The sequence below is a fragment of the Nocardia sp. bgisy118 genome (assembly GCF_057708605.1).
The window spans coordinates 161851-185931 of record NZ_JBYISM010000001.1 but is presented as its reverse complement, the minus strand read 5'-3'; the positions used below and the strand labels follow the sequence as shown (position 1 = coordinate 185931).

Genomic DNA, 24081 nt, shown 5'->3' with positions numbered 1-24081 from the left:
TTCACCGTCCACTGTCGAGAATTCCGCTCTGCCTTGCCTTTTCGATATTGCGCAGGTGCTCGGAGTAGCTCTCGGTGAACAGCGTGGTGCCCTTCTGGTCGATCGTCACGAAGTACAGCCAGTTGCCGGGTTCCGGATTCTCCATGGCGCGCAACGCGTTCAGCGAGGGCGCGGAGATCGGATTGGCGGGCAGGCCGGACATCGCGTAGGTGTTCCACGGGGTGCGGGTTTCCCGGTCGTCGTCGGTGGTGGCGACTTCGGTGCGGTCCAGCGAATAGTTCACCGTGGAGTCGAACTGCAGCGGCTGTTCGACCTCGAGCCGGTTCACGATCACCCGCGCGACCTTCGGCATGTCCTGCGGCAGCGCCTCGCGCTCCACCAGGGAGGCCGCGATCAGCGTCTCGTAAGGGCTGAGCTCGGTCTCCACGCCGGACTTCAGCAGCCCGGTCGATTCGTAACTCGCCGCGCTCGCGGTGATCAGCTGACGCAGAATCTGCTGCGGCGTGCCGCTGGGGTCGAAATCCAAAGTGCCCGCGGCGATCAGACCTTCGATCTGCCGCTTGCGGTCCGGCGCTCCGCGCACCGACTGCTCGGCCCAGGACGGCACGCCGAGCGCGGCGAGGTCGCCGCTGGAGCCCGCGGCGTCGAGCTGCTCGTAGGTCACGCACTTCTGCTGCGCGCCGGTGCCGATGCAGCTGGCGGCGGCGATCTTGGTGTAGATCCCTTCCTTGCGCGCACCGGTGTTGACGTCGTGCTGGTCGTGCAGCTGACGTCCCTCCGAGATGACCAGGTTGCCGACCCGTGCGTTCTTGCCGAGCAATGCGGAGACCGCCTCGGCGGCGGGGCTCTGGCTGGGGATCTGGTAGTACCCGGGCTGCACCGAGCTCATGTTCGAATTGCGCACCGCCGCTTGGAAAAACGCGCCGGTGCTCGCCACGACGCCCTTGTCGACCATGGTCTGGGCGATCTGCGACGAGGTGTCGCCGGGGTGCACCTGCACCACGACCAGCGGCCCGGCGGGGCCTGCGAAATCCTCCGGCGCGCCGAATTCCCCGGCCAGCTTCTTGACCGCGAAACCCACCGCGCCCACCAGCAGCACCACGAGCACGCCGCCGATCAGCCACATGTTGCGGCGTTTGCGCTTCCGCTCGGCCGCCTTGCGGGAGGCCGCCCGGGAGCGCTTGCGCGAACCGCGCGCCTGCCGCGCCTCCTTTGCCTTGGCGGGCTTGCGAGCCGACGACCGCTGCGCGCGCGGGGGCGGCGCCTGCGGCTCGGGCTCCTCCTCGTAGTCCAGCTCGTCGTCGTAGCCGTCGTCCTCGTACGGCGCGCCGTCGTACTCGAGCTCGTCGTCGTCGGTGTAGCGGGGGATGACGTTGGTGTCGTCGTCGTAGTAGTCGTCCCAGTCGTCCTGCGACCCGGCCGCGCGTCCGCCCGCGTCTCTGCCGTCTCTGTCCCAGGCCCGGTCGTCCCGTCGGTAGCGCCGGTCAGCCTCGCGCTGTCGGTACCTCTCCTCGGCCCGTGCCCACCGATCAGTCATGCATCGTCTCCGGACGACGCGTCCCGCGCCGCTTCCTCGGCCGACTTCAACACCGCACTCCGTTCGTCCAACCATCCTTGCAGGATCGACACGGCCGCCGCCTGATCGATCACCTGCCGCTGGCCACGCGCGCGAACTCCACTGTCCCGCAATGCACGTGCAGCTGACACCGTAGTCAAACGTTCGTCGGAAAGCCTGATCGGCACGGGAGCAATTTCTGATCGCAAACTTTCGGCGAACGCGATGGCCAACCCCGCCGCGGTTCCCTTTTCCCCGCGCAATGTGCGCGGCAAGCCGACAATAACCTCGACGGCTTCGTATTCCCGCACAATTTCGGCAATTCTTGCGATATCGGTTACCGCGCCCGCACCGCGCGCGTTTTTCTTCGCACGCGGAACGGTTTCCACCGGGGTCGCGAGAATGCCGTCCGGGTCGCTGGACGCCACGCCGACGCGGACGCTACCGACGTCGATGCCGATGCGTCTGCCACGGCCGGGGTCGGTGGCCGGATCGGGCCGGTCCGCTGCGTGCGGCCGGCCCGTCGAACGCGAACTCTCCGAGTCGCGCATCACCCGGCGATTTCGGCCACCCGGGCACGGACCGCGGCCACACCCGCCGCGATTCCGGAGGGATCGGACCCGGCGCCCTGCGCCATCTCCGGCTTGCCGCCGCCGCGACCGGCGATGCTCGGGCCGAAGCTGCCGACGAGGTCGCCCGCCTTGATGCCGAGCTCCTGCGCGCCCTTGTTCACGGTCACCACGAACGGCACCTTGCCGTCGACGTTGCCGAGCAGCACCACCACCGCGGGCTCGCTGCCGAAGCGGCCGCGGATATCGGTGGCCAGGGTGCGCAGATCGCCCGCGGCGACGCCCTCCGGCGCGGCCGCGGCGACCAGCAGCACGCCGCCGACGCGCTCGGCGTCGTCCACGAACTTCCCAGCCGAGGAGAGCACCGCGGCGACCTTGGTGCGCTCGAGCTCCTTCTCGGCCACCTTGAGCCGCTCCACCAACTGCTCCACGCGCCCGGGCACCTCGTCCGAGGGCACCTTCAGCGAGGCGGCGACACCGGCGAGCAGCGCGCGCTCCTTGGCCAGGTACCTGTAGGAGTCGAGGCCGACGAACGCCTCGACGCGCCGCACGCCCGAACCGATCGACGACTCGCCGAGCAGCGTGATCGGGCCGATCTGCGAGGAGTGCTGCACGTGCGTACCGCCGCACAGCTCCATCGAGAACGGGCCGCCGATCTCGACCACGCGGACCTCGTCGCCGTAGTTCTCGCCGAACAGCGCGAGCGCGCCCATCTGCTTGGCCTTGGGCAGGTCGGTGACGAACGTGTTGACCGGGAAGTCGGCGCCCACCGCGTCGTTGGACACCGCTTCGATGTCGGCCTTCTGCTGCTCGGTCAGCTGGCCCTGCCAGTTGAAGTCGAAGCGCAGGTAGCCGGGCTTGTTCAGCGAACCGGCCTGCACCGCGTTCGGGCCGAGCACCTGCCGCAGCGCGGCGTGCACCATGTGGGTGCCGGAGTGACCCTGCGTCGCGCCGCTGCGCCAGGCCGGATCGGCCTGGGCGAGGACGACGTCGCCCTCGGTGATCTGGCCCTGTTCGACCGTGGTCTTGTGTACCCACAGCTTCTTGGCGATCTTCTGCACGTCGTTGACGCGCAGCTTCAGGCCTGCGGCGGTGATGCTGCCGCGGTCGGCGATCTGGCCGCCGGACTCCGCGTACAGCGGACTGCGATCCAGGATGACCTCGACGTCCCGGCCCACGGTGGCGGTCGGCACCCGGACGCCGTCCGCGATCAGGGCGAGCACGTGCGCCTCGGAGGTCAGCTCGTCGAAGCCGGTGAACTCGGTGGCGCCGCGGTCGACCAGTTCCTTGTAGATGCTCAGGTCGGCGTGCGCGTGCTTGCGGGCGGCGGCGTCCTCCTTGGCCCGCTGGCGCTGCTCGGCCATGAGCGTGCGGAAGCCTTCTTCGTCGACCGAGAGCCCGGCCTCGGCGGCCATCTCCAGGGTGAGGTCGATCGGGAAGCCGTAGGTGTCGTGCAGGGTGAAGGCGTCCGATCCGGCGATCTTGGTGCCGCCCTTGGACTTCACCGCGGCGGCGGTGTTGTCGAACAGCGTCGAGCCGGTGTTGAGCGTCTTGAGGAACGCCGTCTCCTCGCCGACCGCCACGGTCTCGATGCGGCCGAAGTCGGTGGCCAGCTCCGGGTAGGACGGCGACATGAGGTCGCTGACCACCTTCATGAACTCGGCCATCACCGGCTTCTCGGCGCCGAGCAGGCGGGCCGAGCGCACGATGCGGCGCAGCAGCCTGCGCAGCACGTAGCCGCGGCCGTCGTTGCCGGGGTTGACGCCGTCTGAGATGAGCATCGCGGCGGTGCGGGCGTGATCGGCGATCACCCGGAAGCGCACGTCGTCGGCGTGCTCGACACCGTAGGAGCGACCGGTCAGCTCCTCGGCCTTGTCGATGATCGGGCGCAGCAGGTCGGTCTCGTAGACGTTCTCCACGCCCTGCAACAGCATGGCGACGCGCTCGACGCCCATGCCGGTGTCGATGTTCTTCTTGGGCAGCGAGCCGACCGGCGGGTGGCCGAGCTTCGGGCTCAGCTCACCGCGGATGTCCTGCATGAAGACGAGGTTCCAGATCTCGAGGTAGCGGTCCTCGTCGGCGACCGGGCCGCCTTCCTTGCCGTAGGCGGGGCCGCGGTCGTAGTAGATCTCCGAGCACGGACCGCCGGGGCCGGGCACGCCCATGTCCCAGTAGTTGTCCTTGCCGTCGCGGAACTGGATCCGCTCCTTCGGGATGCCCGCGACCCGCTCCCAGATCTCGGCGGCCTCAGGATCGTCCTCGTAGGCGGTGACCCAGATGCGCTCGGTGTCGAAGCCGAAGCCGCCCTCTTCCTGCGACTTGCTGATCAGCTCCCAGGCGAGGGTGATAGCCCCCTCCTTGAAGTAGTCGCCGAAGGAGAAGTTGCCCGCCATCTGGAAGAAGGTGTTGTGCCGGGTGGTGACGCCGACCTCTTCGATGTCGCCGGTGCGCACGCACTTCTGGACGCTGGTCGCCCGCGGGTAGGGCGGCGCCTCCTGGCCCAGGAAGTACGGCTTGAACTGGACCATGCCTGCGTTGACGAACAGCAGGTTGGGGTCGGCCAGGATCAGCGAGGCACTCGGCACCTCGGTGTGTCCGGCACGGACGAAATGGTCCAGGAAACGCCGTCTAATCTCGTGGGTCTGCACAAATATCCAGCCTACCGGTCGCTGTCCACGCGTTTTGCGCCGAGTCCGCACCCCGCGCGGCCGTCGGCGACAATCGGGCGCACCCGCCACATCCGGCGAATCCGCGCCGACAAACCAGGACGTCCCGTGACGAAAACCGAGCGACTGTACGCGCTCGCCGAAGAGTTGCGCGCGTACGCACCGCGCCCCCGCACCGCCCGCCAACTCGCGGCCCGGTTCGAAGTATCCACCCGCACGATCGAGCGTGACCTCGCGGCTCTCATGCAGGCGGGCCTGCCGATCGTCACGGTGCCCGGCCGTGCCGGAGGATACGCGCTCGACCGGCATCGCACCCTCGCGCCCGTGAGCCTCACCCCGGCGGAGGCGACCGCCCTCGCGGTGGCCCTTCCGCGCCTGGCCGGAACACCGTTCGCCGAGGCGGCGGGCTCAGCGGTGCGCAAGATCGCGGCGGTCCTGCCGGAGAGTGATCGGGCACGAGCCACCGCGCTGGTCGAACGCATCCGGCTGTTGCCCGCGGATTCGGTGTCGGCCGTCCCCCCGGCGATCCTCGAAGCGGTGGTCCGCGGACGCGTGCTGCGCTTGGACTACACCGACCGCGACGGAGCGGTCACCGTACGCGAGGTCGAACCGCTGGCCTTCCTCGCGGCCGAGCACTGGTTCCTGTACGCGTGGTGTCGGCTGCGCGGGGGCTTGCGCGGCTTCCGGCTGGACCGAGTCCGCGCGGCGAGCGTGCTGGACGAGCCCGTCGCGGCCCGCGATATCGACCTGTCGGTGATCCCCACGGGCGACGGCAAACTCATCGATGTGACCGCGATCACCGACACACCGTTGTCGCGCGAGGGCTGAATCGTGGACGGCGCCGGTCGCGGCAGCCCGCCGCGGCCCTTCCCCGAGGAGCGACTCATGCAGACCATCGACCGCGTCACTGCCGACCAGCTGGCGCAGCGTTGGACCGAATTCTGGAACGGCGCAAGGGAACTCGCGCCGAACCTGCTTTCCCCGGACTTCCGGATCCGGTTCGCCTCCCCCACCCGCGAGCTCACCGACGCCCTGCGCGGACCGGTCGAGGTGGCCGCGTTCATCGGTGAGTTCCGGGCGGCCCGCCCCGGCTTGCGATTCACCATGGACGGAGGCGCGGCGGGCGACGTGGACGCCGCGGGTTCGGGAACCTTCGCGCTCCGCTGGCGCTCCCACCAACCGGGTCAGCCCGACCACAGCGGTATCGACATGTTCGAAGCCACGGCGGGGAAGCTCACGCGGGTCTGGTCGGTCACTGGCACGTCCATGTTCGCAGTCGACTGAGGCGGGCCGCGCGCTACTTCCCGCGCACGATGCGGCGCAGCCGGTCGACGCGAGGCCCGACCTCGCGCTCGTAGCCGTGGTCGGTCGGGCGGTAGTAGTCGGCGCCGACGAGCTCGTCGGGCGGATACTGCTGGGCGAGCACACCGTCGGGGTCGTCGTGGGGGTACTTGTAGCCCTGGGCGTGACCGAGCAACGCCGCGCCCGCGTAGTGCCCGTCGCGCAGGTGCGGCGGCACGGTGCCCGCCTTGCCCGCGGAGATGTCGGCCATGGCGGCGCCGAGCGCGGCGGGGACCGCGCCGGACTTCGGGGCGGTGGCCAGGTGGATGGTCGCGTGGGTCAGGGTGAGCTGGGCCTCGGGCATGCCGATCAGCTGGACGACGTGCGCGGCCGCCACCGCGGTCTGCAAGGCCATCGGGTCGGCCATGCCGATGTCCTCGCTGGCGGAGATGACCAGCCGCCGCGCGATGAAGCGCGGGTCCTCTCCCGCGCTCATCATGCGCGCCAGATAGTGCAGCGCCGCGTCGACGTCGGAGCCGCGGATCGACTTGATGAAGGCGCTGATCACGTCGTAGTGCTGGTCGCCCGCGCGGTCGTAGCGCACGGCGGCCTTGTCCACGCTCGCCTCGACGAGGGCCAGGTCCACCGTGCCGTCGAGCGAGGACTCGGCCGAGGCCTCCAGCGCGGTCAGCGCCCGGCGCGCGTCTCCGCCCGCGACCCGCACGATGTGGTCGAGCGCCTCGTCGGTGACGGCGTAGGCGCCGCCGAATCCGCGCGGGTCGCTGAGCGCGCGTTCGAGCACGACGCGAATATCGGAGTCGGTCAGCGACCGCAGTTGCAGCACCAGCGAGCGCGACAGCAGCGGCGAGACGACGGAGAACGAGGGATTCTCCGTGGTCGCGCCGACCAGCAGCACGATCCGGTTCTCCACGGCGGCGAGCAGCGCGTCCTGCTGGGTCTTGGAGAAGCGGTGCACCTCGTCGATGAACAGCACGGTGCGCTCGCCGGCCGTGAGCCGCCTGCGCGCCAGGTCGATGACCGCGCGCACCTCCTTGACTCCGGCCGAGAGCGCCGAGAGCGCCTCGAAACGGCGGCCGGTCGCCTGCGAGATGAGCGAGGCCAACGTGGTCTTGCCGGTGCCTGGCGGACCGAACAGCAGCACCGACGCCGCTCCCGAGCCCTCGATCAACCGCCGCAGCGGCGAACCGGGGCCGAGTAGATGTTGCTGCCCGACCACCTCGTCCAAGGTGGCGGGCCGCATGCGCACGGCCAGTGGCGCGGCGCTGCCAGGACCGCGGAAGTCCACGCCCGCGCTGCCGAGCGCATCCGACTCCGCCGCGGTCTGGCCCGGCATGTCGAACAGCGCATCGCTCATGCCCGCGCCTCGCTGACGCTCGGCTCCGGCATGCGCCAAGCGCACCGGCACACGATTCGCTCGCTCATGTTTTCGACCGTACCGCCCGTCCCCGACAACACCGGCGCGGCCCGGGATTCGCCGGACGGAAGTGATCCGCGCGGTGCCGATTTGCGAGTCCGGCCCGCATCGGCTGTGATCAACAGCCGTGGCTGAAAACGTGGTCGTTTCAGATATTGTCCAGACCGGTCCGTTCGCCCGGCGGACCCTGTTGAAAGGCGGTGCGGCCGCCGCGGCCACCGCAGGCGCGCTGCTCGCACCGACCCAGGCGCTCGCCTCGGGACCCGTGTTCCGGCACGGCATCGCCTCCGGCGATCCGCTGCCCACCGGCGTCGTCCTCTGGACTCGGGTGACCGTCTCCGACGACGCCACGCCCGGCTCCGGCCTCGGCGCGGAGGCCGCGGTCCGCTGGGAGATCGCCGCCGACGCGGGCTTCGCCTCCCTCGCCGCGTCCGGAACCGCAACGGCCACAGCCGATTCCGACCACACCGTCAAGATCGACGCGACCGGCCTCACTCCCGGCCGCGAGTACTGGTACCGATTCACCGCACTCGGCGAGACGTCGCCGGTCGGGCGCACTCGCACCGCGCCCGCGCCCTCCGACGCGCCCGACCGGCTGCGCTTCGGCGTGGTCTCCTGCTCGAACTGGGAGGCGGGCTGGTTCGGCGCCTACCGGCACCTGGCCGCCCGCTCCGACCTCGACGCGATCATCCACCTCGGCGACTACCTGTACGAGTACGGTCGCGGCGAGTACGGCGGCCGCCACGGCGCGGTGCGGCCGCACGATCCGGCGCACGAGATCGTCACGCTGACCGACTACCGCATCCGCCACGCCCAGTACAAGACCGATCCCGACCTGGCCGCGCTGCACGCGCTGCTGCCGTTCATCTGCACCTGGGACGACCACGAGTCCGCGGACAACTCCTGGTCGGGCGGCGCCAACCACCACGATCCTGCCGTGCAGGGCAGCTGGCAGGACCGCCGCGCCGCCTCGGCGCGCGCCTATCTGGAATGGATGCCGGTGCGCGCCAACGGTTCCGGTGCGAGCGTGCAGATCTACCGGCGGCTTCGCTTCGGCACCCTCGCCGAACTGTCCATGCTCGATCTGCGCAGCTACCGCGATCGGCAGCCCGCCCCCGGCGCGGGCTGGCGCGAGGTCGACAACCCCGCGCGCACCCTCACCGGCAAGGCCCAGATGGACTGGCTCACGGCGGGTTTGGTCTCGGCGCCGGTGCGCTGGAAGCTGGTCGGCAACTCGGTGATGATCACGCCGCTGGTCTTCCCGCCGCTCGAGCCCGCCACCACCGCGGCGTTCACCGGCGCGCTCGGCGTGCCGCAGTCCGGCGTGCCCGCCAATGCCGACCAGTGGGACGGCTACGCCGCCGACCGGCGGAGCCTGTTCCGCGCGATCACCGAGCAGCAGGTCGGTGACGTCGTCTTCCTGACCGGCGACATCCACTCGTCCTGGGCCTCCGACCTGCCGATCGATGCCGCGAACTATCCGGGCGGATCGACCGCGGGCGCGGAGTTCGTCGTCCCGTCGGTCACCTCGTCGAGCATCGGCGAGGTGCTGAAGGCGGCCCCGCGCACCGTGGCGGTGCCGATCGAGGATTCGATCAAGAGCGTCAATCACCACATGCGCTACGTCGAGCTGGAGTCGCACGGGTACGGCGTCCTCGACGTGACGGAAGAGCGCGCGCAGATGGACTGGTTCTACCTGGCCGACGTCACCGACCCGGCGACGGGTGTGCGGCACGGGGCGAGCTTCGCCGTGCCCAGCGGCGGCCGCATCGAGCCGCGTGCCACGCCCGTGCTCTGACCGCGCGATCGAGCCGCCGGATCACCGGGTGCCGGACATCGACCGGCTTCCGGTGATCAGCAGCTCGCGAGTGGCGACGTGATACCGGTCCCGCCCGACCGCTACTCCGACCAGCGCTCTTCCAGCATCGCGGACACCTCGTCCGCGAAATCGCCGATCACGTCGTCGCCGGTGCAGCGCGCGTCCTCGGCGAGCGCGGCCCAGCGGTTGATCAGCGCCGCCGAGCGCGGTACCGAGAGCCCGTGCTCGCGCGCGGACGCGATGCGGGCGTGGTCGGCGGGCAGGAACCAGTTGGTGGTGAGCCACACCCAGATGAGCCGGGCTTCCAGGATGCGTTCGGCGAGCGCCTCGTCGTCGGCGAGCGCCGGGAACACCCCGACGACCTCCGAACGCCACGCCTCCACCATCTGCCTGGCGCGTTCCCTGGACAGTTCGAAATCGCACAGGCAGCCGGGGAAGGAGACCAGCGCGTAGGCGATGTCGAGAGTGGCGTCGCGGAAGCCGCCCCACTCGTAGTCGAGGAACCTGGCGCCCTCCTGGTTGAGGATGACGTTGTCCGGGCACAGGTCCGACGGGCTGAACGCCCGGAACCGCCCGGCCGAGAACAATCGGTTGCCGCGCACGATGCGCTCGGCGATCTCACCGGGCACCTCGATGCCCAGCTCGCGCTGCAACAGGCCAGGCACCTCGGAGATCGCGGCCTCGGCCTGCTGGGCGATGCCGTCGACTCGATGGACCACCTCGACGCGGCGCAGCAGCGCGACGAAATCGGCCTCGCGTCCCACGGTGGCCGCGTGCATCCGGCCGAGCGCCTGGGCGAAGGCCATCAGCGCGTTGCGGGTGGCGGGCTCGGCGCCGGACCGCAGCACCGCGGTCATCCTGTCGTTCTCGCCGAGATCGGACAGGATCAGCAGACGGTCCGGCAGGCTGTGCGCGATCAGATACGCGCCGGGCCGCTGCTCGCGGCTGAGTGCGGTGGTGAACTGGTAGGAGACGGCTTCCCGGAGGAATGCCGAATCGATGCTGGCGACGCCGGGTGCCAAGCCTCCGGTGCGGCGGTCGCGGGCGGCACCGCGCACCTGCTTGACGATCAGCGTCCTGGGCAGCGAGAACGAATTCTCGGCAACACGCACACGTAGGACTGTCGTCCTACCACTACCGCTGAGTTCCATCGGATCGCTCAGCTTCACCGGAGCACCCATTCGCTTTGTGAGCAACTGTTGTGCTGCGGACACGACTTCGGCGGCGCGTTCGGCCAATAGTGCGGTCATCGCCTCTCAAGCTACTCGCATGGGGTCACTTCTAGCGAGCGGTTACGCAACCTTTCCGCTTCGCCCGGCGTGTCTCGTGTCGTGGCTACCGGCCGCGCCGCGCTCGCTTGACACCATGGCACGCGTCCGGTTTTCTCATCGTGAACTGCTGTGCGCCACATCGCAAACCAGTTGCGTCGAAAGGTCTCCGACATTGACCGACACACCGTCCTCCGCACCGAAGGACCCCGCAGGCGGTACACCCCGGCAGGGCGGTGAAAGCGAGCAGTTCGCGGCCCAGCCGGGGCAACACGAGAGCGGTGACCCCTACGCGCCACTGCCCGCCGCGGGACACGCCCGCCACGAAATGCCTGGTGGAGCCGGCTACCCACAGTTCGAGGGCCCGGGTGCGGCCCAGTACGGCGCCGAGCCGGTGGAGCCGCCGCCCGCGGTGGCCACCCAGCAGCCGTCGTACGGACCCACGGGCAGCGGGCCTGGAATACCACAGCAGTACGGCGCGCCGCAAGAATACGGCGCGCCCGAATATGGTGTGCCACAGCAACCGGGAACGATACCGCCCGGCGCCGCGCCGGGACAACCGATCTACGGCTATCAAGCAGGGACGCCCGCCGGTCTCGACGTCGGGCATGCGCTCAGTTACGGCCTGGAAAAATTCCGGACGAATCTTGCTCCGTGGCTAGGAATTACGGCGCTGGGCGTCGTCATCTATTTGGTCTTCGTGTTGGTCGTGCAGATATTCGAACCGAACTCGCTTTTGCCGCTGGTATTGCTCTTCCTCGCGGTAATGGCGGCGCTGTGGTTGTTGCAGGCCGCGATGGTGCGCGGGGCGCTATACGAAACCGACGGCGCCAAACCGGTTTTCGGTTCGTACTTCAAGTTCGTGAACGCGGGGAATGTCTTGCTGACCGCCCTGCTCGCGTTCCTCGGCACCTGGATCGGGCTGGCGCTGTGCGTGATTCCCGGACTCGTCGTCGGCATGCTGTGTATGTTCGCGCTGCACTTCGTCGTCGATCAGGATCTCGGCCCGTTCGACGCGATCAGGTCGAGCGCCATCCTGGTGATCAACAACATCTGGCCGGTACTGCTGCTGGCGCTGTCCGTCGCGGTGATCACGTTCCTCGGCCTGCTGCTGTGCGGCATCGGACTGCTCGCCGCCGGCCCGGTCTCGATCCTCGCGGTGACCTACGCCTACCGCACCTTGACCGGCGGGCGCATCGCCGCGGTCTGATCGACGCGCGGTCGCTCGACACACCCAGAAACGCGACGCGCCGTCCACCACGGAGGCGACTCCGTCACGGACGGCGCGTCGAGCGACCGGTAGCCGGTTCTACTCGGTGATCGCGACCTTTTCCTGCTCCGGCTTGACGTCCAGGCCCGCCTCCTTGCGCTGCTGCGCGGTGATCGGCGCGGGCGCGTCGGTCAGCGGGTCGACGCCGCCGCCGGTCTTCGGGAAGGCGATGACCTCGCGGATGGAGTCCAGGCCCGCCAGCAGCGCGGTGATCCGGTCCCAGCCGAAGGCGATGCCGCCGTGCGGCGGGGCGCCGTAGGCGAAGGCGTCGAGCAGGAAGCCGAACTTCTCCTGGGCCTCGTCGTGGCTGATGCCCATCACCTTGAAGACGCGTTCCTGAACGTCGCGGCGGTGGATACGGATCGAACCGCCGCCGATCTCGTTGCCGTTGCAGACGATGTCGTAGGCGTAGGCCAGCGCCGAGTCCGGGTCGGTGTCGAAGGTGTCCAGCGACTCGGGCTTCGGCGAGGTGAACGCGTGGTGCACCGCGGTCCATGCCGAATGACCAAGCGCCACATCGCCGCTCGCGGTCGCGTCGGCGGTGGACTCGAACAGCGGCGCGTCCACGATCCACACGAACGACCAGGCGTTCTCGTCGATCAACCCGACCTTGCGGGCGATCTCGCCGCGCGCCGCGCCGAGCAGCGCGCGCTGGGCCTTGGCCGCGCCCGCGGCGAAGAAGACACAGTCGCCGGGCACCGCGCCGACGTGCTTGGCCAGCCCTTCGCGTTCGGCCTCGCTGAGGTTCTTGGCGACCGGACCGCCGAGCGTGCCGTCCTCGTTCACCAGGATGTACGCCAGCCCCTTGGCCCCGCGCTGCTTGGCCCACTCCTGCCAGGCGTCGAGCTGACGTCGCGGCTGGCTCGCGCCGCCCGGCATCACGACCGCGCCGACATAGGGCGCCTGGAACACCCGGAACGGGGTGTCCGTGAAGTACTCGGTGCACTCGGTGATCTCGACGCCGAAACGCAGGTCGGGCTTGTCGGAGCCGAACCGGCGCATGGCCTCGGCGTAGGTCATGTGCGGGATCGGCGTCGGGATCTCGTGGCCGATCAGCTTCCACAGCGCGACCAGGATCTCCTCGGACAGCAGGATCACGTCCTCCTGGCGCACGAAGCTCATCTCGATGTCGAGCTGAGTGAACTCGGGCTGCCGGTCGGCGCGGAAGTCCTCGTCGCGGTAGCAGCGCGCGATCTGGTAGTAGCGCTCGATGCCGCCGACCATGAGCAGCTGCTTGAACAGCTGCGGGCTCTGCGGCAGCGCGTAGAAGTTGCCCGGCTGCAACCGCGCGGGCACCAGGAAGTCGCGGGCGCCCTCCGGGGTGGAGCGGGTCATCGTCGGGGTCTCGACCTCGATGAACTCGTGGTGCGCCAGCACCGCGCGCGCCGTGGCGTTGACCTTCGAGCGCAGCCGGATGGCGTGCCCGGGGCCCTCGCGGCGCAGGTCCAGGTACCGGTACTTCAGCCGGGCCTCGTCACCGGGCTGCTCGTCGAGCTGGAACGGCAGGGGAGCGCTCTCGTTGAGTACCTCCAGCTTGCCGACGTTCACCTCGATCTGACCGGTCGGCAGCTCAGGGTTCTCGTTGCCGTCCGGGCGCAGCTCGACCACGCCGGTGATCAGCACGCAGTACTCGGCGCGCAGCCGGTGCGCCTGCTCGGCGGCCTCGCCTTCGCGGAAGACCACCTGCGCCACACCCGACGCATCGCGCAGATCGATGAAGATCACGCCACCGTGGTCGCGCCGCCGGGCCACCCAGCCGGTGAGGGTGACGGTCTGACCGGCATGTTCGCTTCGCAGCGAACCAGCCAAGTGGGTGCGCAGCACGGGATTCCTTTCGACGACTCCGGCACCGGCGGGGTCCACCAGGTGCGGTTGCCATCGTAGTTAGACACATTCGTCAAGTGGAAACCGATATCTGCGCGGCCGTGTCAAGCTGTAGCCAGACGGTCGCCCGACCACTGCGCAAAACGCCACCGAAGGACGAGGATGACGTTCAACGAAGGGCTCCAGATCGACCCGAACCGGGCCTCTTCCGGCGGCGGGCCAGGCATGGGCGGCAAGCTGGCGCTCGGCGGCGGTGCGGGCGGTCTGATCCTGCTGGTGATCACATTGCTGCTCGGCGGCGACCCCGGTTCGGTCCTCGGCCAGTTCACCGGCGCCCAGGACACTCAGCAGACGCAGCCGGGCACGGCGGGCACCCCGGAACACTGCAAGACCAGCGCGGACGCCAACAAGTACGTCGACTGCCGGGTCGTGCTCACCGCGCAGAGCCTGGACGCGGTGTGGTCGAACGAACTGCCCGCGCAGACCGGCAAGCGCTACGTGCAGCCCGAGCTGGTGCTGTTCTCCGGCGCGGTCGCCACCGGCTGCGGCAACGCCACCAGCGCGGTCGGCCCCTTCTACTGCCCGGCCGACCGGACCGCCTACTTCGACGTCAGCTTTTTCCAGGAGCTGACCGACCGCTTCGGCTCCAGCGGCGGTCCGCTCGCCCAGGAGTACGTGGTCGCGCACGAGATCGGCCATCACATCCAGAACCAGCTCGGCGACATCGGCCGCGCCCAGCGCGATCCGCGCGGACCGGAGTCCGGCGCGGTGCGCACCGAACTGCAGGCCGACTGCTACGCGGGCATCTGGGCCCACTACGCGGACAAGACGCCCGCACCCGGCGGCAACAAGCCGTTCCTGCTGCGGCTGTCCGACACCGACATCAACGACGCCCTCTCGGCGGCCTCCGCGGTCGGCGACGACCGGATCCAGCGCGCCGCGCAAGGCCGGGTCAACCCCGAGGCGTGGACGCACGGCTCGTCCGAGCAGCGCCAGAAATGGTTCCTCACCGGCTATCGCACCGGGCAGGTCAGGGCGTGCGACACCTATTCCGCGCAGGACCTGAACAACCCGGCCGCGTTGCGCTGACCCGCGCGCAGCACCGGCCGATCAGGTCGAACGCCCGACGCGAGCCTTGTTCACCCGCCCGTCGACGCCTAGCGTGAACGAGGTGATCAGCTGCGGCAACCGGCAGCGTGACGTCACGCACCGCCGGTACGGCGAGCCCGCCCGAAGGCGATCGCCATACCCGATCGGACGGCGATTCCACCATCGCCTGCCCGGGGGTAACGCAGGGTCGATTCCAGCGCATTCCAGAACGGTCACCCGGTCGCGAACGGGTCTCCCCGCCCACGGCGACAGCGCCGAGTCCGGCTCGGCGAGTTCGCGGGCGACCAGGAATACGCCAGGTATCACGGGCGCCGCGACGACGCCCACGCAGACGAAACCGTCGCCGCGTCGCGCACGCACGGCCTCCGGGACACGCCGCCGTTCGGCAGGCGGTCCCGAGTGGTGGCCTGCCCGCCTGCGCGCGGTGAAGGAAGAACCACCTCGAAGGGCATGATGATGCGTTATCTCGCAATCGGTTACGGTGCCGTGGCCTATCTGGCGTTCGTCGCCGCTTTCCTCTACGCGATCGGCTTCGTCGGCAATTTCTGGGTTCCCCGCAGCGTCGACGCGGGCGTGGAGGCTTCGATCGGTGAGGCCATCGTGGTCAACGCGCTGCTGCTCGGCGTGTTCGCCGTCCAGCACAGCGTGATGGCCCGTCCGGCGTTCAAACGCTGGTGGACGCGGGCGGTGCCCGAGTCCATCGAGCGCAGCACCTATGTGCTGCTGGCCAGCCTGGCGCTGTTCCTGCTGTATTGGCAGTGGCGGACGATGCCCGCCGTCGTCTGGGACGTCGAGGCCACCGCGGGCCGGATCGTCCTGTGGGCACTGTTCTGGATCGGCTGGGTGACCGTGCTGCTCTCGACGTTCATGATCAACCACTTCGACCTGTTCGGGCTCCGTCAGGTCTCTTTCGCCTGGCGTGGCGAGCCCTACCGCGACCTCCCGTTTCGCACCAACCTCTTCTATCGCGTGATCCGGCATCCGCTGATGCTCGGCTTCCTCATCGCGTTCTGGGCGACGCCGACCATGACGGCCGGTCATCTGTTCTTCGCCGCCGCGACGACGGGCTACATCCTGATCGCGCTGCACATCGAGGAGCACGATCTGGTGGCCTTGTTCGGCGACCAATACCGCGACTACCAACATCGCGTGCCGATGCTGGTGCCGTGGCCGCGGCACCACGATACCTCTGCGCCGACCGTCCAGCATCGCCCGGCCTAGGGCCCGCCCGACAGACATCCGCGGGCCCGCGCGGAGGCACTGGGCGGCGGCCGGAAACGGTCGGATTCCGAGACCACCGCCCTTGTGAATGTGTCAGGGCGCCAGCCCGACAACGGCCACTACAGCCGATCGGACCGACGCCCCACCCTTGGAACCGCTGACGCCGAGGCGCTGGTTCCGGTGCGTCACTCCACGCTCGGAGTGCAAGCGACGTAACTGATCGCCGCGGGCAGCGGAACGATACTGGCGCCGACCGCGTTGGACAACGCCAGCGCGTTCTGAATGGCCGCTTCACGATTCGGCCCCTCGGCCCACTGGTAGTCCACACCGCGCGTTGCGGCCGCCACGCACGCGTTGCTCCAGGTGACCAGATCGCAGACCGCGTCCGGGTTGCCCGACTCCGAGCCGCATCTGGCCGCCGCGGCCTGCCTGGCGACCTCGGGCGTCGCGGCGTGGGATCCGTAGAAGTACGTCACACCCAACGGATTCGGAGCCTTCTCGACAACGATCGCCCCGAATTGATCTCCCGCGGCATGCGCCGTCCCCGCACCGACGACGGTGAGCGACGCGGCCCCGGCGACCAGGGCGATGGTGAGGTTTCGAGCCAGAGACATGACAGTATCCCCCTCCCCAATGGGTGTCCGACCTCGGTAGATCGACACACCGAACTCCCCGCCAGGGAAAGTAGGCGAACCCAATGGGAATGTCAAAGGTACGCTCTACGGCACCCTGAGCCGCTGCGCCGGAAAGAGCTCACTTCCCGGACGAGGCGGACGGTCGACGCTATCGAGATGGGAATTCCATGCGACGAACGATATCGGCTCTGCTTGTCCTCGCGATGACGTTCACCGCCGGATGGGGCGTTGCCGCCGCCGATCCGGCCGAGCAGGCGCCGCAGCCCCCGGCAGCCGAAACCCACACTCCCGCAACGGAAAACCCGCCCGCGCTCGCCGCTCATCCGCCCCTTCCGCTGCCCGCACCCACGCCCGCGAGGGCGGACGTCGCGCTTCTCACGCTCACGACGATGCCCGCGGGCTGGCAGGACCGGATGGATCTGCGGCCCGTCCTCGAGGTCTACGCAGACGGCCACGCCGTCCGCAAACCGGATGCCGTCGCGCCCGAACGGGATCGGAACACCCCGCCGCGCGAGGTGAGCGGCGCGGTCCGCAGGGAGGTCATCGATACCGCCCTCGCCGAGCTCACCGCGCTGTCCACCCTCGACCTCGGCGTGCCCGGCTCCGGCGACGGCGGCAGTCAGATCGTCGACGTGATGCCCGAACCGCCGGGCCAGAACCTGCACGTGATCGTGTACGCGCCCGACGCGACCGACGGCCTGTCCACCGAACAGCAGAACGCGCGCAAGCGCTTCGCCGACGTCTACCGCAGCCTGCTCGACGCCTTCGTCGCCGACCGCTGACGGGCCCGTCGCCGTGCGCCGTCGGATTCGTTTCCGGACGATCAGCCGGCGGCGGCCGAGCGGCGGTCCCAATCCTCGGGGTGGATGTGGCGGCGGTCGCGGCGAACGCTGCGGGTGCCGCCCGGCCAGGTGAGGGTATTGGTGCCGGTGGCGGTGACGAAGTAGCTGGTGCAGCCACCGGTGGTCCAGACGCGGTCGGCGAGAACCCGGCGACAGCGGGCGACGAAGCGGCGCTGGGCGGTGTCCGAGGGTGTGTAGCGGGTGACGGCGCGATCACGCATGTGGGCGATGGTCCGGGCGATGAGGCGAGTGGTGGGTTCGATGGCCTGGAACTGGGAGGTGTGCGGGAGCGCGGTATTGGGACCGGTGACGCAGAACAGGTTCGGCAGGCCCGCGAAGGCGATGCCGCGATAGGCGGTGAAACCGTTGCGCTCGTAACTGTCCCGTAGCGAGAAGGCGGGCGTGCGGAAATCGGGGAAGCGCGGGATCGAGTCCTGGACGTGGTAACCGGTCGCCCACACGATCGCGTCGACCTCGTGGACGACACCGTCGGCGGTGCGCACACCGGCCGGGGTGAGGTCGACGATCTTCTCCGTCACCAGGTCGACGTTGTCCCGGGCGAAGGCCGCGTAGTACTCGTCGGACACCATCGGCCGCTTGCACCCGAAGCGGTAGTCCGGTCGCAGCGCCTCGCGCGTGCGCGGATCGGGAACCTGGTTGCGCAGCGCACGCAAGCAGATCTGCTCGTAGACCGGCAGCAACCGAGGATGGAACTCGGCCAGATGCACCAACTCCAGCAGCGAGAACACGGTGCCGCGTAGGGCGAGTCGCGCGGGCGGGAACTTGCGCAGCACCGTCCGCACCGGTCCGGGGATCGCCCGGTCCCCGCGCGGCAGCACCCACGCCGGACTGCGCTGGAACGACACCACGTGCGCGCCTTGGCGCGCCAGCGCGGGCACGATCTGCACGGCGCTCGCGCCCGATCCGACGACGGCGATCCGCTTCCCTTCCGGCTGGAAGCCGATATCCCATGAGCCGGAGTGCATCTGGACGCCGGGGAACACGTCTCGGCCGGGGATGTCCGGGACGAACGGCACGTGCAACGAGAAGTACCCCATGACGACGGCACGCGCGCTGACGATGCGTCCGTCGGCCAGTCGCACGGACCACCGGTACGTGGTCTCGTCGAACTCGGCCTCGACGACCTCACTGTTCAGCCGCACGTGGCTCCGCAGCTCGAACGCGTCGACCACGGATTCGGTGTAGGCGCGCAGCTCCGGTTGGGTGGCGAACAGTCGCGACCAGTCACCGGGGAAGAACGAGTACGAGTACAGCACCGACGGCACGTCGACGGCGCATCCCGGATACACGTTGTCACGCCACGTGCCGCCGACCGCGTCCGCGCGTTCGAGAACGACGAAATCGTCTATGCCGGAACGCTTCAGGTTGATCGCCACGCCGAGCCCGCTGAACCCGGAGCCGATCACCGCGACTTCACACCGTTCGGTGATCAGGGACATCGCCTCTCCTCGCACGGAACTGTGATCGGTACTGGCATCGGTCATCTCGCGATACCCGCGTCGGTCTCGCCGGATGTCCTCGCTTCGACACGCATGGGCAGGCTTTCGGGATGCACCAGCGCGCCTATGACGGTCTCGCGCGCCGTGAACCCCGGCTCCAGCCGGAGCCGCCAGCGCCCGCACAAGGTGGCGATCTGCAACGCCACCTGGGTCAGCGCGAACACGTTGCCGGGGCACTGCCGCGCGCCCATGCCGAACGGGATGTGCGCGCCGCGCGACATCCCCTCCGTCGCCTCGGGCAGCCAGCGATCGGGGTCGAACCGGTCGGGGTCGGCGTGCACCTGCGGGTCGCGATGCACCGCGATCGGGCAGACGAACAGCATTGCTCCCTCGGGCAGCGCGTGCCCGCCCAACTGGTAGTCCGCGGGCACGTGCCGCACGGTGAGCCACGGCGAGTAGCGACGCAGCGTCTCCAGCACGAGCCGCTTGGTCAGGTCCAGCCGCGGCAGGTCGGTGAATTCGGCGGGCCGCCCGCCGAGCACCTCGTCCAGTTCGGCGTGCAGGGCGTGCTCCACCTCCGGGTTGCGCGCCAGCTCGTAGAGCAGCCAGGTGGCGGTCATGCCGATGGCCTCGGTGCCGCCGACCAGGAAGTTGACCAGTTCGTCGTGCACGTGCTTGTCGGTCAGCGGCGCGCCGTCCTCGTCGCGGGCCCGGATCAACGTGTCGAGCAGGTCGCCGTGGTCGAGTGCCGGGTCGGCGGCCAGGTCGGCGCGGTAGGCCGCGATGATGTCGGCGGTGGCGTCCTTGAGCTGATCGACCAGTGCGAGGAAGCGGCGATTGCCCGGTGTCGGCAGCCGGTCCAGCCAGGCGGGCCGGGTGACGCGGCGCGCGAGCAGCGTCATCACCTCGGGCAACAGCCGGTGGACGCGCCGCGCGGTGACCTCGCCGAGTTCGCCGGAGAACAGCGCGCCCGCGACGGTGCGCAGCGCCAGGTCGTGCATCTCCTCGTTGACGGCGAGCGTCGCGCCATCACGCCACTGATCGGCCCGCGCCTGCCCCATCGCCGTCATCACGGTGGCGTACTGGGCGATGCGCGCCTTCGCGAACGCGGGGGCGATGAGCCTGCGCGAACGACGATGTGTCGCGCCGGAGACGACGGTGACGCCCGCGCCGAGCAGCAATTCGGCGCGCTCGATCATCGAGCCCTGATCCGACAGCCCGGTGAAGGCCTCCCTGATCAGCTCCGGTTCGGTGACGACATACGTTTCGTAGCCGGGGATTCCGATGCGCACCACGGGTCCGTGCACCGACAGGGTGGACAGGAACCGGTGCGGTGTGCGACCGAACCGGTGCCAGTGCCCGAGGAACGGCAGCGCGCCTGGCGCGGTGGGAACCGTGGACGGGACGCCGGTGCGGCGGCCACGGACGGTGGCCAGCAGTGATGTCACGAGACAACCTCCGATTCGGCGCGATTCGTTCAGCCGCGGGCCAGGACGGCGTCGACGCCGCCTACCGAGCGCACCCACTCGACGTAGCGCGCCAGGCCCTCCGCGCGGGAGACGGTCGGGTTGTAGTCGAAATCCTTACGGGCGGCGGAGGTGTCGTAGGTGCTGGAGACGGTCAACGCCGCCGTCGTCCAACTCGACAGCGGGGGCGCCCACCGTTCCTTGACGGCGGGAATACGCCAGATGGTGTCGAAGACGGCGATCGCCGCGTCCAGCACGGGTGCGGGCACGGTGCGGGTCGGCGGGGTCAGGTCGAGCGCGACAGCCAGATCGCGGACGAACTCCCACAGGTCGATGTCCTCGGGATCGGCCAGGAAATACGCGTTTCCGGCGACCTCGGGGGAACGGGCGGCCTGCAGACACGCGGCGGCCGCGTGCTCGCAGTAGGTGATCGACGCCATGACCCGGCGTCCGCCCGAAAGGTCCGGCAGCCGACCGCTTTTCAGCTTGCGCAGCAGCAGGCTCATCCACCCGGCCGAGCGCGGGCCCCAGATCATCCTCGGACGCAGCGCGCACGTGGTGAAGCCGGGCGAGTCGGCCGCGAGGACGTACTGTTCGGCCACCACCTTCGTCGCGACATAGAGGCTCTTGGGCGCGTCGACATAGGGCTCCGACTCGTCGATGCCGAAGCGGTCCGTCTCGTAGGAGGTGGCGACCGAGGGGCTGCTGACGTACACGAACCGCGATACTCCCGCGTCGCGAGCGGCCGCGATCAGGTTCCGGGTGCCCTCCACGTTCGCTTGCCAGAACTGTTCCCGCGCACCGACTTCCGACACCAGGCCCGCGCTGTGATAGACGACGTCCACGCCGTGGCAGGCCGCCCGCAGCGAGTCCACGTCGCCGAGATCGCCCACGGCGGTCTCGAGTCCGGGCACGCCGGACACATAGCCGAGGTCGCTGCCCACGCGGACCAGCGCCCGCACCTCGTCGCCCGCGCCGGTGGCGGCATCGACGAGGTGGCTGCCGAGGAATCCGGTCGCGCCGGTGACGAGAACCTTCATCGGTCCGTTCCTTCCTTCGTTCGCGGGAATCCGAGCTGATCCGAGGCCCATCGCGCCAGCCGCTCCCGCCCGATCTTCGCGTTGTGCCGGATGTCGACGGGAAAGTCGCTGTGCGGCAGGAAGGTCCGGATGCGCTCGGTCGCCTGATTGCTCTGTGCGATGGCCCACAGTTCACGCCGCACACGGGTGAGTTCGGCGGGCGTGAGATCCGCGGCGGGCTCGAAGCACAGCACCGGGATCTGCTCGGCCGGGGCGCCGACGCCGACCAGTGCGCTCCTGGCGACGTCCGGATGGGTGTTGAAGATCTGCTCGCACCGCACCGTGTACATGTCACCGCCCGCAGCCCGGACACGCTGGGAGAGCCTCCCGCAGAACCACAGTCGGCCCGATTCGTCCACGCGCGCCAGGTCGCCCGTGCGGTGCCAGCGCCGGACGCCGCCGTCGGGCAGCCGCTCGTCGATCTTGTGCCGCTTGTCGGCGGCGGCATTGCGGTGATAGGCGCTGCTGACCTGCGGTCCGCTCGCGACGATCTCGCCGATCTGCCCGGCGGGCAGCACCAGGTTCTCCTCCCAGTCGGCGATGGGCTCGTCGGTGGCGCCGATGATCCGGATCAGGGTCGCGCCGCCGCTCTCCGGCAGCGGGCGGCCGACGCACACGCCCGCGCCCTCGGCGGTCGCGGCGCGCGTCTCGACCAGCTCGGACCATTCCAAGGTGGTCAGCGGCAGCGCCTCGGTGGCGCCGTAGGTGGTGAACACCCTGGCTTCGACGCCGAGGGCGGCCCGGATACGTTCCAACGCGACCAGATTCGCCGGTGCGCCCATGGAGATGACCCGGGCGATGTCGGGCAACGACTCGCCGGTTTCGGCGAAATGCTCACCGAGCCGGGTCAGCAGGGCGGGCGAGGCGGTGAGGTCGGTGGCGCCGAAGGACCGCGCCACCTCGGTGAGCAGCGCGGGATTCGCCTTCGACACCCGTACCGGGTCGACCGGGCCGAGCACCACATGCGCGCCCTGCAGCAGATCGAAGAGCCCGAACAGGGGCACCGAGGTGAGCGAAACGAATCCCGTTGGGCGATCGTGCAGTTCGGCGACGACGTCGAGAGCGGCGGCGAAGCCCGACCTGGTGAACTCGACACCCTTGGCCGGTCCGGTGCTGCCGGTGGTGAAGGCGATCATGAACAGGTCGTCCGGATCGTGTTCGGCCGCAGGGATTTCCGGCTCGTCGCACAGATCGGGCAGGCTGTGACCGCCCCAGTACGACCGCCCCGCCGTCACATGCACGCGGATCGAGCCGAAGGTGCGCCGCGCGGCCAGTCGCACCAGGTGCGCTTCGGGGATCCCGATGAACGCCTCCGCGCCGACGCTGTGGAAGCAGTGCAGCATGCGGCGCACACCCATGCCGGGATCCACCACGACCGGCACCGCGCCGACCCGGAACAGCGCGAACAACACCGCGAACAGGTCCGGATCGGGCCGCACGAGCACGATGGTCTTGACGCCCTCGGTGATACCGATCCTGGCGAAGCCCGCCGCGTACGAGCGGACGCGGCGGCCGAGCTCGGCGTAGGTCATGTCCGCGAACCGCAGGTCGGCGCCGCGCTCGGCCTTCGCCGCGTCCGAGCGGGTCGGGTAGCTGAGGGCGGGCCTGTCGGCCCCTTCCGCGATCCGGCGCTCGAGCAGGGCGTTCGGGTCCTCGTATCCGACGGCGCGCGTCACTCGGCACCGCCGGCGGGCACCCGGTAACCGACACAGCCCGCGGTCGGCCCCGACCCTCCCGCGACGAGCAGCAGCCGGTCACCCTGGCCGACGACGCCGGAGCGGATCAGCTGGTGGTAGGCGATGATGAGACCGGAGCTCCCGGCGTTCTTCGCTCCGGCGTCGGCCTGGTGGTGACGCGCGAAGCCGAAATCGGCGGCCAGCGTCGCCGCGAAGTCCGGCGCGGGATCGTTGGTGACGAGGACCGTCGAATCCGGTTCCAGATCAGGATGATTCGCGAGATAGTTCCGCACCGCCGTGCGCGCGACACCGGTGACCTGCTCGGCGAAATCGCCGGCGACGTCGACGGTGATCGTGCGCGCGCCGTCGTGGCCCATCGCCTTCAGATCGAGGTACCCCGCCACGCCGGGGTGTGCGCCGTCCGGACGCGGCGCGGGCTGCAAGTGCACCGCGCCGAAGCCGCTCGCGTCGTCGATGCCGTTCGTCACCAGGAACGCACCGCCCACGGTGGCATAGGGGAAGTCGGCGGCGTCCGCCCGGCCGCCGGGGTGGGCGTCGCTGCCGACGATGAGGACGTGCTCGGCGGTGCCGTTGGCCAGCAACGCATTCGCGGCCTGGAGTGCGTTCAGCACGCCGCAGGAGCTGTTGCGCAGGTCGAGGGAGAACCCGGGCCGGGACGAGCCGGATTCGTAGTCGAGATGCATGCCGAGCTCGCGTTGGATCAGCGCGGCGTTGGACGGCTCCACGATGTTGGCGTCGCGGTACACGCCCACGTTCACCAGCACGTCCACGTCCGCCGCCGACAGGCCCGCCCCGGCCAGGCACTCCCGCGCCGCCGCGACCGCGTGGCCGATCGAGCCGAGCGCCGGATCGTCGCTCACCGCCGAATTCCGCAGAATGGTCAC

At 69.7% G+C, this 24081-nt stretch carries 19 protein-coding genes; 7 read left to right on the top strand and 12 right to left on the bottom strand.

Going from position 1 to position 24081, the window contains the following annotated elements; translation table 11 throughout:
* Position 1: 1 nt before the first annotated feature.
* Genes AC3EO7_RS00715 through alaS form a run of 3 tightly spaced genes read right to left on the bottom strand, consistent with a single transcriptional unit; the run spans position 2 to position 4772 of the window.
* On the bottom strand, positions 2 to 1537 hold the full coding sequence (locus AC3EO7_RS00715) for an endolytic transglycosylase MltG (RefSeq protein ID WP_435590173.1): 1536 nt from the start codon (positions 1535 to 1537) through the stop codon (positions 2 to 4).
* Positions 1534 to 2106, bottom strand: coding sequence for a Holliday junction resolvase RuvX (ruvX, locus tag AC3EO7_RS00710; protein WP_431971706.1), 573 nt, complete (start codon positions 2104 to 2106; stop codon positions 1534 to 1536). Before ruvX ends, AC3EO7_RS00715 begins: the two co-directional genes overlap by 4 nt.
* Positions 2106 to 4772, bottom strand: coding sequence for an alanine--tRNA ligase (gene alaS / locus AC3EO7_RS00705; RefSeq protein WP_435590172.1), 2667 nt, complete (start codon positions 4770 to 4772; stop codon positions 2106 to 2108). The genes ruvX and alaS overlap by 1 nt, the downstream gene beginning before the upstream one ends.
* 126 nt (positions 4773 to 4898) lie before the next feature.
* On the opposite strand from alaS, the gene AC3EO7_RS00700 reads away from it, so the two are divergent.
* Positions 4899 to 5618 (top strand): helix-turn-helix transcriptional regulator, encoded by a 720-nt coding sequence (locus tag AC3EO7_RS00700; protein WP_431971708.1) that lies wholly within the window; start codon positions 4899 to 4901, stop codon positions 5616 to 5618.
* Between the two features lie 57 nt (positions 5619 to 5675).
* The gene (locus AC3EO7_RS00695; protein WP_431971709.1) at positions 5676 to 6074 is read left to right on the top strand and encodes a hypothetical protein; all 399 of its coding nucleotides are present in this window, start codon (positions 5676 to 5678) and stop codon (positions 6072 to 6074) included.
* 13 nt (positions 6075 to 6087) lie between these two features.
* Here AC3EO7_RS00695 and AC3EO7_RS00690 read toward each other — a convergent pair whose 3' ends face one another.
* Positions 6088 to 7446 (bottom strand): replication-associated recombination protein A, encoded by a 1359-nt coding sequence (locus AC3EO7_RS00690; RefSeq protein WP_431971710.1) that lies wholly within the window; start codon positions 7444 to 7446, stop codon positions 6088 to 6090.
* A 199-nt stretch (positions 7447 to 7645) separates the two neighbouring features.
* On the opposite strand from AC3EO7_RS00690, the gene AC3EO7_RS00685 reads away from it, so the two are divergent.
* Positions 7646 to 9304, top strand: coding sequence for an alkaline phosphatase D family protein (locus AC3EO7_RS00685; RefSeq protein WP_435590171.1), 1659 nt, complete (start codon positions 7646 to 7648; stop codon positions 9302 to 9304).
* Between the two features lie 101 nt (positions 9305 to 9405).
* On the opposite strand, the gene AC3EO7_RS00680 is transcribed toward AC3EO7_RS00685, so the two are convergent.
* Positions 9406 to 10575: a phosphotransferase family protein gene (locus AC3EO7_RS00680; RefSeq protein ID WP_431971712.1), complete on the bottom strand. Its 1170-nt coding sequence runs from the start codon at positions 10573 to 10575 to the stop codon at positions 9406 to 9408.
* 193 nt (positions 10576 to 10768) lie between these two features.
* Between AC3EO7_RS00680 and AC3EO7_RS00675 the strand changes: the two genes are divergently transcribed.
* The gene (locus AC3EO7_RS00675; protein WP_435590170.1) at positions 10769 to 11803 is read left to right on the top strand and encodes a hypothetical protein; all 1035 of its coding nucleotides are present in this window, start codon (positions 10769 to 10771) and stop codon (positions 11801 to 11803) included.
* A 99-nt stretch (positions 11804 to 11902) separates the two neighbouring features.
* Here AC3EO7_RS00675 and aspS read toward each other — a convergent pair whose 3' ends face one another.
* Positions 11903 to 13687 carry an aspartate--tRNA ligase gene (gene aspS / locus AC3EO7_RS00670; protein ID WP_431971714.1) on the bottom strand — a complete coding sequence of 595 codons (1785 nt, stop codon included), beginning with the start codon at positions 13685 to 13687 and terminating at the stop codon, positions 11903 to 11905.
* Between the two features lie 162 nt (positions 13688 to 13849).
* Between aspS and ypfJ the strand changes: the two genes are divergently transcribed.
* Together ypfJ and mddA are read left to right on the top strand one after the other, a co-directional pair.
* Positions 13850 to 14776 (top strand): KPN_02809 family neutral zinc metallopeptidase, encoded by a 927-nt coding sequence (gene ypfJ, locus AC3EO7_RS00665; protein WP_435590169.1) that lies wholly within the window; start codon positions 13850 to 13852, stop codon positions 14774 to 14776.
* Between the two features lie 474 nt (positions 14777 to 15250).
* Complete coding sequence (mddA, locus tag AC3EO7_RS00660) at positions 15251 to 16018, top strand: methanethiol S-methyltransferase (RefSeq protein WP_435590314.1); 768 nt, start codon at positions 15251 to 15253, stop codon at positions 16016 to 16018.
* 185 nt (positions 16019 to 16203) lie between these two features.
* Here the strand turns inward: mddA and AC3EO7_RS00655 are convergent, their stop codons facing one another.
* Positions 16204 to 16632, bottom strand: coding sequence for a DUF4189 domain-containing protein (locus AC3EO7_RS00655; protein ID WP_435590168.1), 429 nt, complete (start codon positions 16630 to 16632; stop codon positions 16204 to 16206).
* A 188-nt stretch (positions 16633 to 16820) separates the two neighbouring features.
* Here AC3EO7_RS00655 and AC3EO7_RS00650 point away from each other — a divergent pair, with 188 nt between their 5' ends.
* A complete protein-coding gene (locus AC3EO7_RS00650; protein ID WP_435590167.1) occupies positions 16821 to 17435 on the top strand; it encodes a hypothetical protein in 615 nt (204 codons plus the stop codon).
* Between the two features lie 41 nt (positions 17436 to 17476).
* Here the strand turns inward: AC3EO7_RS00650 and AC3EO7_RS00645 are convergent, their stop codons facing one another.
* Genes AC3EO7_RS00645 through AC3EO7_RS00625 form a run of 5 tightly spaced genes read right to left on the bottom strand, consistent with a single transcriptional unit; the run spans position 17477 to position 24081 of the window.
* Positions 17477 to 18955 carry a flavin-containing monooxygenase gene (locus AC3EO7_RS00645; protein WP_435590166.1) on the bottom strand — a complete coding sequence of 493 codons (1479 nt, stop codon included), beginning with the start codon at positions 18953 to 18955 and terminating at the stop codon, positions 17477 to 17479.
* Between the two features lie 41 nt (positions 18956 to 18996).
* Positions 18997 to 20403, bottom strand: coding sequence for a cytochrome P450 (locus AC3EO7_RS00640; RefSeq protein WP_435590165.1), 1407 nt, complete (start codon positions 20401 to 20403; stop codon positions 18997 to 18999).
* A gap of 29 nt (positions 20404 to 20432) precedes the next feature.
* Positions 20433 to 21461: an NAD-dependent epimerase/dehydratase family protein gene (locus tag AC3EO7_RS00635; protein ID WP_431972113.1), complete on the bottom strand. Its 1029-nt coding sequence runs from the start codon at positions 21459 to 21461 to the stop codon at positions 20433 to 20435.
* On the bottom strand, positions 21458 to 23176 hold the full coding sequence (locus AC3EO7_RS00630) for a fatty acid CoA ligase family protein (RefSeq protein WP_435590164.1): 1719 nt from the start codon (positions 23174 to 23176) through the stop codon (positions 21458 to 21460). The genes AC3EO7_RS00635 and AC3EO7_RS00630 overlap by 4 nt, the downstream gene beginning before the upstream one ends.
* Positions 23173 to 24081 carry a hypothetical protein gene (locus AC3EO7_RS00625; RefSeq protein WP_431972115.1) on the bottom strand — a complete coding sequence of 303 codons (909 nt, stop codon included), beginning with the start codon at positions 24079 to 24081 and terminating at the stop codon, positions 23173 to 23175. The genes AC3EO7_RS00630 and AC3EO7_RS00625 overlap by 4 nt, the downstream gene beginning before the upstream one ends.